At 40.6% G+C, this 14,504-nt stretch carries 12 protein-coding genes; all 12 read left to right on the top strand.

Annotation, left to right across the window (positions count from 1 at the left end; genetic code table 11):
- Positions 1 to 190: 190 nt before the first annotated feature.
- The 12 genes from glmU to yabQ all read left to right on the top strand — a co-directional run bounded on the left by glmU (position 191) and on the right by yabQ (position 14,494).
- Entirely contained in the window at positions 191 to 1,564 is a 1,374-nt protein-coding gene (gene glmU, locus ACFX4L_RS16015) for a bifunctional UDP-N-acetylglucosamine diphosphorylase/glucosamine-1-phosphate N-acetyltransferase GlmU (RefSeq protein WP_089364278.1), read from the top strand.
- 15 nt (positions 1,565 to 1,579) lie between these two features.
- A complete protein-coding gene (locus tag ACFX4L_RS16010; protein ID WP_061440331.1) occupies positions 1,580 to 2,533 on the top strand; it encodes a ribose-phosphate diphosphokinase in 954 nt (317 codons plus the stop codon).
- A 1,133-nt stretch (positions 2,534 to 3,666) separates the two neighbouring features.
- The gene (locus ACFX4L_RS16005; protein WP_061440333.1) at positions 3,667 to 4,305 is read left to right on the top strand and encodes a 50S ribosomal protein L25/general stress protein Ctc; all 639 of its coding nucleotides are present in this window, start codon (positions 3,667 to 3,669) and stop codon (positions 4,303 to 4,305) included.
- Positions 4,306 to 4,566: 261 nt separating this feature from the next.
- Positions 4,567 to 5,127, top strand: a complete 561-nt coding sequence (pth, locus tag ACFX4L_RS16000; RefSeq protein ID WP_061440334.1) for an aminoacyl-tRNA hydrolase — start codon at positions 4,567 to 4,569, stop codon at positions 5,125 to 5,127.
- A 104-nt stretch (positions 5,128 to 5,231) separates the two neighbouring features.
- On the top strand, positions 5,232 to 5,462 hold the full coding sequence (fin, locus tag ACFX4L_RS15995) for an anti-sigma-F factor Fin (protein WP_061440335.1): 231 nt from the start codon (positions 5,232 to 5,234) through the stop codon (positions 5,460 to 5,462).
- Positions 5,463 to 5,631: 169 nt separating this feature from the next.
- Positions 5,632 to 9,168 (top strand): transcription-repair coupling factor, encoded by a 3,537-nt coding sequence (gene mfd, locus ACFX4L_RS15990; protein WP_061440336.1) that lies wholly within the window; start codon positions 5,632 to 5,634, stop codon positions 9,166 to 9,168.
- Between the two features lie 190 nt (positions 9,169 to 9,358).
- Positions 9,359 to 9,895, top strand: a complete 537-nt coding sequence (gene spoVT / locus ACFX4L_RS15985; RefSeq protein ID WP_061144055.1) for a stage V sporulation protein T — start codon at positions 9,359 to 9,361, stop codon at positions 9,893 to 9,895.
- Between the two features lie 213 nt (positions 9,896 to 10,108).
- Complete coding sequence (locus ACFX4L_RS15980; RefSeq protein ID WP_377385014.1) at positions 10,109 to 11,728, top strand: putative polysaccharide biosynthesis protein; 1,620 nt, start codon at positions 10,109 to 10,111, stop codon at positions 11,726 to 11,728.
- Positions 11,721 to 13,193, top strand: a complete 1,473-nt coding sequence (yabN, locus tag ACFX4L_RS15975) for a bifunctional methyltransferase/pyrophosphohydrolase YabN (protein ID WP_377405624.1) — start codon at positions 11,721 to 11,723, stop codon at positions 13,191 to 13,193. Before ACFX4L_RS15980 ends, yabN begins: the two co-directional genes overlap by 8 nt.
- Before the next feature lie 23 nt (positions 13,194 to 13,216).
- Entirely contained in the window at positions 13,217 to 13,480 is a 264-nt protein-coding gene (locus ACFX4L_RS15970; RefSeq protein WP_061465928.1) for an RNA-binding S4 domain-containing protein, read from the top strand.
- Positions 13,481 to 13,556: 76 nt separating this feature from the next.
- A complete protein-coding gene (gene yabP / locus ACFX4L_RS15965) occupies positions 13,557 to 13,865 on the top strand; it encodes a sporulation protein YabP (RefSeq protein ID WP_053348985.1) in 309 nt (102 codons plus the stop codon).
- Positions 13,862 to 14,494 (top strand): spore cortex biosynthesis protein YabQ, encoded by a 633-nt coding sequence (gene yabQ / locus ACFX4L_RS15960; RefSeq protein WP_284469088.1) that lies wholly within the window; start codon positions 13,862 to 13,864, stop codon positions 14,492 to 14,494. The genes yabP and yabQ overlap by 4 nt, the downstream gene beginning before the upstream one ends.
- The last annotated feature ends 10 nt before the right edge of the window (positions 14,495 to 14,504 follow it).

Here is a 14,504-nt window from a genome sequence, read left to right as displayed (position 1 = left end):
GGACCAGGCATATTATTATTACTTGAATGATTTAAAAGAAGACTAAAAGGACCAATAAAAACGTTTTTAAGGCTGCGAAAATTTACCTTTGCTGTTGACAATTATATGTACTTTTAATTGTTACCTTGAAAAGAATCACTATTTGAGATAATATTTTTAGTGGATAAAAAGGTGAAAATGGAGGCCTGTTATGAGTAATCGCTATGCAATAATATTGGCCGCTGGGCAAGGTACTAGGATGAAATCTAAGCTTTATAAGGTTTTACACCCTGTTTGCGGAAAACCAATGGTACAACATGTCATCGATCAAGTCAATCAACTTCAAATAGAAGATATTGTAACAGTTATCGGCCATGGAGCTGAAAAAGTTCAAGAACAACTTGGTGATTCATGCGAGTATGCCTTACAAGGTCAGCAATTAGGTACAGCACATGCTGTAATGCAAGCGGAAAGCGTTTTATCCGATAAAAGTGGAACGACCCTTGTTATTTGCGGTGATACGCCTTTGATCAAAGCAGAAACGATGAAAGAGCTTATAGCATTGCATGAGCAGAGTCAGGCGAAAGCAACAATCTTAACAGCATATGCAGATAACCCTGCTGGCTATGGAAGGGTCCTTCGCGGTGGAGGCGGACTTGTAGAAAAAATCGTCGAGCATAAGGATGCCACTGATGAAGAAAAATATGTTAAGGAAATAAATACCGGAACATATTGCTTCGATAACCAAGCATTATTTAGCGCGCTGAAAAAAGTTTCAAATGAAAATGTCCAGGGAGAATATTACTTACCGGATGTTATTGAAATTTTAAAACAAGAAGGCGAAGTGGTGACGGCCTTCCAATCAAGTGACTTCGAGGAGACATTAGGTGTAAATGACCGAGTGGCTTTATCGCAGGCTGAGCAAATTTTACGGAAACGCATCAATGAATCGCATATGAGAAATGGCGTAACAATCATCGATCCTCTTACTACGTTCATTGAAGCGGATGTGCAGATCGGACAGGATACGGTCATTAACCCTGGGTCATGCATAAAAGGAAATAGTATTATCGGGCAGGATTGTTTGATTGGCCCGAATACAGAAATCAAAAATTGTGAAATTGGTGATGGAACGGAAATCCTCCAATCGGTTGTACACGAAAGCAGTATTGGAAGTTCTGTTAAAATCGGTCCTTTTGCACATGTTAGACCTCAATCAGATATTCAGGATTCCGTTAAAATCGGTAATTTTGTAGAAATTAAAAAGACCGTTTTTGGCAAAGGAAGCAAGGCCTCCCATTTGAGTTATATTGGCGATGCAGAGGTTGGGGAGAATGTTAATATAGGCTGCGGATCTATTACCGTGAATTATGACGGGGAAAATAAACATTTGACGAAGATTGAAGACAATGTCTTCATAGGCTGCAATTCTAATCTTGTTGCACCTGTGACGATAGGAGAAGGAGCATATGTAGCTGCAGGGTCAACCATCACTCAAGATGTACCGCAGGAAGCTCTATCCGTTGCTCGGGCTCGTCAAGTTAATAAAGAAGATTATGTCAAGAAATTGAAATTTAATAAATAACCGACGGAGGTCAACATGTCAAATCAGTATTTAGATCCTAATTTAAAAGTATTCTCTTTAAATTCAAACTTCGATTTAGCTCAAGAAATTGCTGCTGCAATCGGTGTTGAGCTTGGAAAATGTAGCGTAACAAGTTTCAGTGACGGTGAAGTTCAGATTAATATTGAAGAAAGTATTCGTGGCTGTGACGTTTACGTAATCCAATCAACAAGTCAGCCAGTCAATGAAAATTTAATGGAACTTTTAATTATGATCGATGCTCTTAAACGTGCTTCAGCTAAAACGATCAATATCGTAATGCCATATTACGGTTATGCCCGACAAGATCGTAAAGCGCGTGCGCGTGAACCAATTACAGCTAAACTAGTTGCTAATCTTTTAGAGACAGCTGGTGCCCACCGTGTAATTACATTAGATCTTCACGCGCCACAAATTCAAGGTTTCTTCGATATTCTGATTGATCACCTTGTTGCTGTTCCGATCTTAGCGGATTTCTTCAAAGAAAAAGATTTAAGTGATATCGTCATCGTTTCTCCTGATCATGGTGGTGTAACACGTGCACGTAAAATGGCAGATCGCCTAAAAGCACCGATTGCCATTATCGATAAGCGCCGCCCAAGACCGAACGTGGCTGAAGTCATGAACATCATAGGTAATATTGAAGGGAAGACAGCTATCCTGATTGATGACATCATCGATACTGCAGGTACTATTACACTAGCGGCCAATGCACTTGTAGAGAATGGTGCTAAAGCAGTTTATGCTTGTTGTACACACCCGGTCCTTTCAGGTCCTGCCATCGAAAGGATTCAAAATTCAACAATCAAGGAATTGGTCGTAACTAACTCGATTGCCCTATCCGAAGATAAGAAAATCGATAAAATTGTTGGACTTTCTGTAGCACCGTTGATTGCAGAGGCAATTATTCGTGTCCATGAGGAACAATCAGTCAGCACATTATTCGATTGATAACAATACAGTAACCAAAACACGGCGGGCCTTTGGGCTCGTCGTGTTTTGGTTCAAACCATTCTTTCGAAAATAATTAATTCATAGTTAAGTAGGTCATACAAGCTGAACGCCGATCGGACTACCGAAGGCTCCTTTTCAATTACCATTGAACATTAGGCATTTTTTGCCCTACTGTCATATTGGTGAAGAAAAGGAGCCTTTTATTTTAGATAAATAGTTCAAGAAGGGTGTGAATGAAATATGTGGCGAGCATCCTCATGCTGATATTAAGTGCATAGGCGGGGAGGAAAAAAACAGTTCCAAAAAAAGAAAGGGTCGGATAATGCCATTCGAATCGGTTATCAAAAATTCGGGTCGTTAATCTTTAAAAATCAACAGGGGAACTGGAAACGCATTTAAAACATATGGGATATCCGTCGATTGGACTCCAGCAGGACCCCGGCTACTTGAAACCTTGAATGTCCAGCCTTGATTTTGGGCTTACAGGGGAGGCGCCACCGATATTTGGACAGGCAGCCAAAGCTTCCACTTGTCTATATGGCTAAACAGCCAGCAAACCCTTCAGGAGAGGCTATCGTCGTGCAAAAGAATCACCCATTAAAAAATGTGAAAGATTAAGGGAAAGAAGGTTGGTTTGAATAAAGGCTTTGATGTTCGTCAAAAGCTTTGGAGGAAACTGCTCTCACCTCTTGGAATGCTTTGGCGAGGATTTGCATCTAAGGCTGATTGAAGAACTATAGAGGAAAAAGGACTACTTGACTGCCTTGCTTGTTACAAATGCTGCAGAAGCCGTACTGCTTTTAAGACCTAGTCCTATTAATCGGAAAAGGGGTCATGAATAAGGAAATCAATCTGCCGAGACCACGGCAAACGACAATATTCAATAGTAGCTGCCCAAATACTTAACAGAGTCATGCAAGTTAGGGGCAAAATGGAAAACAAAGCGATTCACGCTTAAACCAAAAAAAAAAGAATGAAAAAGTTTTTTGCAGGAAATTCCTTTGTTTACCATATGTTTATACTGTTATTGTAGCCTTCAGTTTCTACCTTTCATGTTTAATGCCTCGCCATTTAGGGAAATGTTAAATATAGAGAAACTTGTAATTTATAATTAGGAAGGCGGAGGATGTATGAGTAATTTATTAGCTGCAAAGGAACGTACGGATTTAAAACAGTCCAATTTAAGGAATTTGAGGGAAAGCGGTGAAATCCCTGCGATAGTATATGGCAATCAAAATGACAGTACAGCCATTTCGGTCAATAATATTGAACTTCAAAAGACAATAAAGGAAATAGGCCGTAATGGTATCATTTCTTTGGACTTGGAAGGAACGAGTTATAAAGTCATGCTCTCTGACTATCAAAAGGATCCTATAAAGAACTTCATTTATCATGCAGACTTTTTAATTGTAGATATGTCCGCTCAATTACAGGCACAAGTTCGCATTAACCTTGTCGGTGTTTGTAAAGGCGTTAAAGACGGTGGTGTCCTTCAGCAGTCTCTTCATGAAGTGACGGTGACGGCTAAACCTAATGACATTCCTGAATCCATCGACGTTGACGTTACCGAACTACAGGTAGGGGATACAATCTACATATCTGATATCGAAACGAATCAGCAAGTTACTATCGACAATGATGGTGAAGAAGTTGTTGCATCTGTTTTGGCTCCTCGTCAGGAAGAGGAAATAGGTACAGGTGAACAGCAAGATGGAGGTATCCCTGAAAATGCAGAGGGCAGGGAGACAAAAGCGTCACCAGAGTCATGATGCCGGGATTAAACAAGTGAATCATGATATAATAGGCGTAGCTCTTAATGAGTTACGTCTTTTCAATCTCTGGATGCGTTTATTCAAACTGTGCCATTTTTAGGAATTGATTCCTTTAATTAGGGTTTATTTCTAATTAGTTCTCCGGTCGCTTGCAGTCCAGCTTGAAATTAGGGTACTATTTTTCTAAGGTCAATGATCTTGGAAAAAACTTCGTCCCAACGTAACTCCCTAAATAACCGTAATGACGGAGTGTGAAACATGAAAATTATTGTAGGGTTAGGGAACCCAGGTAAACAATACGAAAAAACCCGGCATAACGTCGGATTTGAAGTAATAGATGAGTTATCCAGAAAATGGTCGATCCCACTTGACCAAGCAAAACATAAGGGGATCTATGGTGTGGGAATGGTAAAGGGAGAGAAAGTTTTATTGCTTAAACCCTTAACCTACATGAATTTATCAGGAGAATCCATTTCGGCAGTCATGCATTTCTTTAAGGTGGATATCGCGGATGTAGTCATTATATATGATGACCTTGATTTGCCTCCAGGGAAGCTTCGCCTTCGTCAAAAAGGAAGTGCAGGCGGTCATAATGGGATAAAATCTTCAATTGCCCATTTGGGTACCCAAGAATTCAATCGAATCAGAATAGGCATTGGCCGCCCGATAGGCCGTATTCCAGTACCTGATTATGTATTAGGGCGTTTTACTCCTGAGGAATGGGATCATGTAGGGGCAACAATCGAAAAAAGCGCAGCTTCTTGTGAAGCCTGGATGGAAAAACCATTTATACAGGTCATGAACGAATATAACCAATAGGCAAAGAGTAGATATAAGTAAAGAATAATTCTTCCTGTTTCGCTGAATAAATCCCCTCTACTTTTGTACATACTAACACTATTACTTAAATAGGGGGTTACGAAATGGCTCTCCATTATCGATGCCGACATTGCGGAACTAAACTGGGCTCAATCGAGGCACACTCACTGAGTACGGAGCAGTTAGGTTTTAATCAACTTACCGATGAAGAGCGACAAGAGATGATCGTTTATGATTCTGAAGGGGATATGCATGTAAGGGCGATATGTGAAGATTGTCATGAATCGCTGCAGAGAAACCCTGAATTATATGAAAACGATTATATTATTCATTAGCGGGAGAGGGCTTTGGACAAAATCCAAAGCATTTTTCCGTTTGTCTGGTTTACAAGGGCATATAAAATGAGAAATTACCGTTAATAAAGAGGACGCTTGGTTTTAATGGCCAAGTTTAAATACAAGAGTTTCAAATGGTTTTCGCACGTTATAGAGGGGGGGAAAGAAAATGAATGGATTGCAAAACTTGTTCTCCAAACAAGATGATGTTCATTCGTTAATAGCCGGCATTGATGAAGGGCTTAAGGAACAAATCGTCTCTGGTCTGACAGGTTCCTCGAGATCACTTTTGCTGGCTTCCGTATATGAAAAGACGAATAGGCCGATTTTATTAGTTACCCATAATTTATTGCAAGCACAAAAATTCCATGAAGACCTATCCAGTTTCATTCCCGAGGAAGAATTATATATATATCCAGCCAATGAATTGATTGCGGCTGATTTGAGTGTGGCCAGTCCGGAGTTAAGGGCCCAACGTATAGAGGCATTGAATTTTTGGGCGGAGGGGAAGAAAGGGATTGTCATTGCGCCGATTCCCGGGGTCCGTCGTGTACTTCCTTCAAAGGATATTTGGAAGAGGCATCAGCTTACGTTCAATTTAGGGGAAGACATCGGGCTCGAACCAACGCTTAATAAATTCATTGCTATGGGGTATAACCGGTCTGAAATGGTTGCTTCTCCAGGTGAATTCAGTATCCGGGGCGGTATAATCGATATTTACCCGATCACGGAACCTAATCCAATACGAATTGAATTATTTGATACCGAAATAGATTCAATAAGGACCTTTTCAAGCGAAGATCAGCGATCCATCGAGAAACTCAAGAAAGTGACGATCGGTCCCGTCAGTGAGGCTTTACTAGAGACAGAGCACATCGAAAGAATCATAACAAGGCTTGAGAGCGGATTAAGTAAAAGCTTGAAGAAGCTTAAAGATGAGAAAACCAAGGAACAACTGGTTCAAACGATCAGCTATGAACTTGAGCAGCTGAAAATGGGAAATAAACCAGACCAAATCTTTAAATACTTAAGTTTAGCTTATGAAGATCCAGCTAGTTTAATAGATTATTTACCTGTAAATGGTTTGGTTTTCTTAGATGAAATCAGTCGAATCCAGGAAATCAATGATTCTTTGGAAAAGGAAGAGGCTGGTTGGTACACTGACCTTTTAAGTCAGGGACAGATTATCCATGACATAAAGTTGGCTCATCCCATGCAGGAATTAATAATGAAATCCAGCAGGCCGTTTGTATACCTTTCATTATTTTTACGGCATGTACCGCATACGAATCCTCAGAATATCCTGAATTTTGCCAGTAAACAAATGCAAAATTTCCACGGCCAGATGAATGTGTTCAAAGCTGAACTGGAACGGTGGAAAAAAGGGAAATTTACAGTCGTCATACTTGGACAGGATGATGAACGGGTAAAAAAACTGCATTCGGTTTTAGCCGATTATGATATAGAGGCCGCAGAACTGTTTGATGCGAACAGCATTCTTCCAGGTAAAGTACAGATTTTACGCGGCAGTTTAAATAGCGGCTTTGAATTACCCATGCAGAAATTCTGTATCATTACGGAAACGGAATTGTTTAATAAGAAGTCGAAGAAATCGACACGGAGACAGAAACTATCGAATGCGGAGCGAATCAAGAGTTATTCTGAACTTAAGATCGGTGACTATGTCGTTCATGTTAACCATGGTATCGGGAAATATTTAGGGATTGAAACCCTTACGATAAATGGGGTCCATAAAGATTACCTGAATATTCGTTATCAAGCGGATGACAAATTGTATGTTCCTGTTGACCAAATTGATCTTGTCCAAAAATATGTCGGTTCAGAAGGGAAAGAACCGAAGCTTTATAAGCTAGGCGGAACGGAATGGAAACGTGTTAAAAGCAAGGTTCAATCATCAGTTGAAAACATTGCTGATGATTTAATCAAGTTATATGCAGAAAGGGAAGCGGCAAAGGGCTATGCTTTTTCACCTGATGGTGATATGCAGAGAGAGTTCGAAACTTCATTCGCTTATAATGAAACGGAAGATCAATTACGTTCTATAGTCGAAATCAAAAAGGATATGGAACGGGAACGGCCGATGGATCGTTTATTATGCGGTGATGTCGGATATGGGAAGACAGAGGTGGCCATCCGTGCCGCTTTTAAAGCCATTATGGATGGCAAGCAAGTTGCCTTTCTTGTTCCGACCACAATCCTCGCCCAGCAGCATTATGAAACATTAAGGGAGCGTTTTCAGGATTATCCCATTTCGATTGGTCTTATGAGCCGTTTCCGGAGTAAAAAACAGCAAACGGAGACGATTAAAGGATTGAAGGCCGGCACGGTGGATATTGTGGTAGGCACGCATAGGATTTTATCCAAAGATATCGTGTACCGCGATTTGGGATTGCTTATCATAGATGAAGAACAGCGCTTTGGCGTTACACATAAGGAGAAGATCAAACGGTTAAAAACAAATGTGGATGTACTGACTTTGACTGCGACGCCGATTCCAAGGACCCTTCATATGTCCATGTTGGGCGTGAGGGACTTGTCCGTTATCGAAACACCTCCTGAGAATCGCTTCCCGATTCAAACTTATGTGATGGAGTATAATGGCTCGTTGGTAACGGAAGCGATAGAACGGGAATTGGCCAGGGATGGCCAGGTTTATTTCCTATACAATCGGGTAGAGGATATAGCAAGAAAAGCAGAAGAAATTTCCATGTTAGTACCCGATGCCCGTGTGACATTTGCTCATGGGCAAATGTCAGAGCAAGAGCTGGAAGCCGTCATGTTTGGCTTTTTAGAGGGTGAATATGATGTTTTGGTAAGTACAACCATTATTGAGACAGGTGTCGATATCCCGAATGTAAATACACTAATAGTGAATGAAGCAGATAGAATGGGACTTTCACAGCTCTATCAGCTACGTGGCCGTGTAGGGCGATCCAATCGGGTGGCATATGCATTCTTTACTTATAGGAAAGATAAAGTATTGACGGAAGTCGCAGAAAAACGTCTCCAATCCATTAAGGAATTTACAGAATTGGGTTCAGGGTTCAAAATTGCGATGCGTGATTTATCCATCAGGGGAGCTGGAAATATTCTAGGGGCTCAACAACACGGCTTCATCGATTCGGTTGGTTTTGATTTGTACTCACAAATGTTGAAAGAAGCGGTGGATGCAAAACGTAATGATCAACCAGTCGAAGAAAAGAACACCCTTGAAATTGACGTTGAAGTGGATGCATATATACCTGATGCCTACATAATGGATGGACATCAGAAAATAGAAATGTATAAAAGGTTCAGGGGCATTACCTCACTTGAAGAAGTGGAAGAATTACAAGATGAAATGCTCGATCGTTTCGGAGAGTATCCCGAAGAAGTCGCCTATCTATTCATGATCGCCGAGATGAAGGTATATGCTGAAAAAGCTGGAATTGAAAGCATTAAACAATTGAAGCAGGAAATCAGCATTCTTATTAGGGAAAAGGTAAGCAGCGATGTGGATGGACAAAAGGTGTTTGAGCTGGGATCAAAGTATGGCCGTATGGTTGGCTTTGGCATGGACGGCAATCGAATGAAGCTGGTCCTGCACATAAAAGGCGTAGAACAAAGCAAATGGCTTAATATCCTATTTGAGATGGCCAAGGGCTTACAGCATGTAAAAAAAGAGACTCAAGCCACAAAGAACTAAAAGTGAATGATTATCCTCTTGAAGAAATGTTTTTTAAGATACCATGGTAAAAGAGTGCAACGAAAAGAAAAATTTTTTCAAAGTGCATAGAACTTACCATTAGAAAAATACTAAGTACAATAGCTGGTGATGATTTTGCTACAAAAAGAGGATTTATCAAATCAATTAGATGAAAGTGAGGCAACATTAGATGAAAGCAACTGGTATCGTTCGCCGAATTGATGATTTAGGAAGAGTCGTCATCCCGAAAGAAATTCGAAGGACCCTCCGTATTCGTGAAGGGGATCCATTGGAAATCTTTGTAGACAGAGACGGAGAAGTCATCTTAAAGAAATATTCTCCTATTAGTGAATTAGGAGATTTTGCAAGAGAATATGCAGAAGCACTTTATGATAGCCTTGGAAACCCAGTTATGATTTGTGACAGGGATACTTACATTGCAGTGGCAGGTGGCTCCAAAAAAGAATACTTAAATAAAAGCGTTAGTGAACTAGTGGAAAAAATCATGGAAGAAAGAAATCCTGTTTTGGAATCTCCGAATGGACAAATTTCCTTCGTTGATTCAAATGACGAAGAGGTCCAATCATATACTGCAGCTCCGATCATTGCGAGTGGCGACCCGATTGGTGCCGTCTTGATTTTCTCTAAAGAAGGTACCATTGGAGAAGTGGAACAGAAATCGGTTGAAACCGCAGCAAGTTTTCTAGCTAGACAAATGGAACAGTAAGTTTGGACATGCCATTATATTTTTAGATGTGGAAAGGGCAGCAATCGCTGCCCTTTTTGCTCTTTATTAAACGGATTGGGGAGGACAATAAAAAGGAGGAGCATTTTCTCGAGGTGAATATGGGGATTAATTAACAGTATGGTTACAAATGAAAATTAACCACTTGAATTATGCTATAATAACTACCACATATGAGTGAAAAGGGGAAAAAGAATGGCTGAAAAGCCTTATAAAACTTCAAATGAACTTTTTCGAAGTGCGCTGATCCTGAGCGTAGCAGCGATTATCGTTAAAGTTTTGAGCGCGGCATATCGCATACCTTATCAGAACATAGCAGGCGACATCGGGTTTTATATCTATCAGCAGGTATATCCCTTCTACGGTGTTGCTTTTACATTATCAACACTTGGCTTCCCTGTTGTCATATCCAAATTGATCGCAGAGCGGGAGTCTTCAAAAAATAATTTTGCGGTCAAGGACATTTTAGTCACCTCATTCATCGTCTTAAGTTCGATAGGAATCATGATGTTTGCTGCACTGTTTCTTGGCGCTGATTGGATTGCCGGATGGATGAAGGATCCGAATTTAGCCAGTCTGCTAAGAATCACTGCCTATTCCTATTTATTAATGCCGATTTCATCCGTATTAAGAGGGTATTTTCAAGGAATAAACGACATGATACCTACAGCGAGTTCGCAGGTCGCTGAACAATGTATCCGTGTATTGACGATACTGGTGCTTTCCACAATATTCGTGTATCAGGGCTACTCTCATTATGTGGTCGGTAAGGGGGCGGTTTTCGGTTCGATTACTGGCGGCATAACTGGCCTGGTACTGCTTATTGTTTTCGTAATTTTAAAAGAAGAATGGAAGCTTTTTTTAAGAATGAATATCAAACCGGTAAATTTCATCAAGATTTCCAAAGTCCTGGTTTTTCAAGGGTTGGCCTTTTGCATAACTGGCTTGATCCTTATCTTGTTTCAGTTTGTCGATTCACTGCACCTGTATTCGCTACTAAGGGATACGGGGATGGGGGAAAAGGAAGCTAAAGAATGGAAAGGGGTATATGACCGTGGACAGCCATTGCTTCAGCTAGGGACAGTCGTGGCTAATTCTTTTGCATTGGCGCTTGTACCTGTAATATCTGGATTTGTTAAGAAGAAAAGTGAACAAGAATTACTCAATAAAATTAAATTGGCGCTGCGTGTAAGTACGACAATTGGACTTGCTGCTGCGATTGGACTGTTAGTAACGATTAAGCCGGTCAATCAAATGCTGTTCACGGATGCCAAAGGAACAATTACTTTAGCAATTTTCTCCTTATCGATTTTATTCACATCCATCATAATGGCAGAAGCGGCAGTGCTTCAAAGTTTAGGTTACTCGTTTGTGCCGGTGATCATTACGATTATAGGTGTGGGCAGCAAGTGGGCTTTGAACCTTGTTCTTGTGCCCCATTACAAAACTGCGGGAGCAGCCTCGGCAACCGTACTTGCATTTATGATCATGACTGCATTATTTTATACGGTATTGAGAGTACATATTAAAAAGACATTAATTGAAAGGAAGTACCTGTTAATAATTTTGAAGAGTACGGTTTACATGGGTACGGCGGTTCTTATATTCAATGCCTTATTCCAATTGATATTTTCAGGTGAGAGCCGAATGTTAGCTACGATCCAAGCGCTGATCGGTGTAGGAATCGGTGCAGCCGTTTTTGTGATGACCGCCATTCGTGCAGGTTTATTTGGTGAAGAAGAACTTTCACTTATACCTGCTGGATCAAAGCTTAAACGATTTATAATAACGAATAGGAGTATACGAGATGAATGAGATTACGATAATAGGCCTTGGTGCAGGAGATTTAGATCAGCTTCCGCTAGGGATTTATAAAAAATTGACACAAACTGAACAATGCTTCGTCAGAACGATAGATCATCCTGTAATCGGGGATTTGAAAAGGGAAGGCATCAATTTCACGGCATTTGACGAGATATATGAAAAGCACGACCAATTTGAAGCGGTATATGAAGAGATTGCTGAAACTCTATTACAGGAGGCTTCAAGCCGTTCCGTTCTTTACGCGGTTCCAGGGCATCCAATGGTTGCGGAAAAAACGGTTCAGCTTTTGCTCGAAAAGGGTCCGTCTCTTGGAATAGCCATTAAGCTAGAAGGCGGTCAAAGTTTTCTTGATCCCTTGTTTCAGGCTGTTCAGATCGATCCGATTGAAGGGTTCCAGCTTTTGGATGGTACAGATCTTTCTCCGGATGATTTGCACATTACCCAGCACATGATAATCGGGCAGGTGTATGATGCTTTCAGCGCGTCCAATGTGAAGTTGACTTTAATGGGAAAGCTTCCGGATGACTACGAGGTATATATCGTCACAGCGGCAGGCAGCAGTCAGGAAAAAGTGACAAAGTGCGCACTGTTCGAACTCGACCGTCAGATGGAGTTAAGTAACTTGACGAGTGTTTATGTCCCGCCTGTTAGAGAAGAAGCGTTACGGTATCGGGAGTTTTCTAAACTGCGGCAAGTCATTGCAGAACTTAGAGGTCCTGGCGGATGCCCTTGGGATAAGAAACAGACTCATGAAAGCTTGAAGAAATATCTAATAGAAGAGGCATACGAGCTTATTGATTCCATAGATGAAGAGGACGATGAGGGCATGGTTGGTGAACTTGGGGATGTACTCCTTCAGGTGATGCTTCATTCTCAAATCGGCGAAGATGAGGGAATGTTCACGGTGGATGATGTGATTGAAGGCATTACTGCAAAAATGATTCGGCGCCACCCTCATGTATTCGGGGATGTTGAGGTGAATGGCGAGGAAGATGTATTAGTGAACTGGCAGAAAATCAAAGAAGATGAGAAAGGGAGCGAAACAAAGGCTTCAATTTCCATTCTGGATGGTATTGAGAAATCGCTGCCAAACTTAATTCGGGCAGAAGAGTACCAAAAAAGGGCTGCGAAGGTTGGATTTGATTGGGATGAGGTTTCCGAAGCGTGGAAAAAGGTTATAGAAGAAGTGCAGGAATTAGAAGAGGAAATATTAAGCCCGAATCGGGATGTCGAAAGAATTAAATCAGAGCTGGGCGACCTCTTTTTTGCGCTTGTCAACATTTCACGTTATTATGACATACAAGCAGAAGAAGCCGTCTACAAAGCAAACCAGAAATTTCACCAGCGTTTTACATATATAGAAGAGAGCATTCAAAGGGCAGACAAAAAGTTTGAGGATTATACATTAGAAGAACTGGATTCATATTGGGATGAGGCAAAAGCTAAAGGACTTTAATTAAGGGAGAGATTTGAATGTCGATGAGATTGGATAAATTCCTAAAAGTTTCAAGGTTGATCAAACGCCGCACACTTGCGAAGGAAGTTGCGGATAAAGGGAGAATCACGATTAACGGACAACAGGCAAAAGCAAGTTCGAGTGTTAAAGATGGTGATGAATTAACTGTACGATTCGGTCAAAAGCTGGTTACTGTGCGAGTCGATAAAATTCAAGAAACGACGAAAAAAGAAGCGGCTGCAGATATGTATTCCATCATAAAGGAAGAGAAGCTAGCAGAGGAGTAAGGACAGGCTTGGTTCTAATTCCCTTCTTACGGACATACACTTGTACAAAATCAGTGGTACTGTGAGGGATGAAAAAATGAGCCAATATATTGATCCGAATGCTGGTTACACAAAGGGAACGATCCAAGAGCATGATGTAACGATGAAAGGCCGCCGTTTACTTGATATTACCGGTGTCAAACAAGTGGAAAGCTTTGATAATGAAGAGTTTTTGCTAGAAACTTCAATGGGATTCTTATCTATCCGGGGCCAAAACTTGCAAATGAAGAATTTAGACGTTGATAAGGGCATCGTTTCCATTAAGGGAAAGATTTTCGACCTCGTTTATTTAGATGAGCAATCAGGGGAGAAAGCTAAAGGCTTCTTTGGCAAATTGTTCAAATGACCTTAACGACCCAATTTTATACGTTGCTTGCGATGATAGGCATGGGCAGTGCCTTTGGGGCTGCCCTGGATACGTATAGCCGGTTCCTGAAGCGTTCAGAAAGGAAAAGGTGGATTGTATTCATCCATGATTTCCTTTTCTGGATCATTCAGGGTCTCCTTATTTTTTATGTTTTGTTTTTAGTGAATGAGGGAGAATTTCGCCTCTATTTATTTTTGGCCTTATTATGTGGTTTTTCAGCTTATCAAGCACTTTTCAAAGGGTTCTATCAACGTTTTTTAGAGCTTTTGATAATACTGGTGATAAAGTTGGCGAGATTTATAACTGATGCGGTTCAAATGCTGATATTTCTTCCGATAAAATGGTTAATAGTATCTGTAATAGCCATTATTATCGGGATAGGTAAGTTCGTTTTAGCATTACTAAAATGGGCGGGGAAAATACTTCTCTTTATTTTAAATATTTTCTGGAGGCCATTAAAATGGATTCTGACCTATATATGGAATTTATTGCCGGTTTTTGTTACGAAAAACGTCGGGAAGTTTTATAATAAAGGAAAAGGGATTTTATTGAAAATAAAGAATTCTATAAATAGAACGCTAAATAGATGGAGAACTAAAAAGAAATGAGGAGCGATAA

The sequence above is a fragment of the Peribacillus sp. YIM B13482 genome, assembly GCF_042787975.1.
GTDB lineage: Bacteria > Bacillota > Bacilli > Bacillales > DSM-1321 > Peribacillus > Peribacillus simplex_A.
The sequence above is the reverse complement of the archived record's forward strand: the minus strand, read 5'-3'. Positions and strand labels throughout refer to the sequence as shown.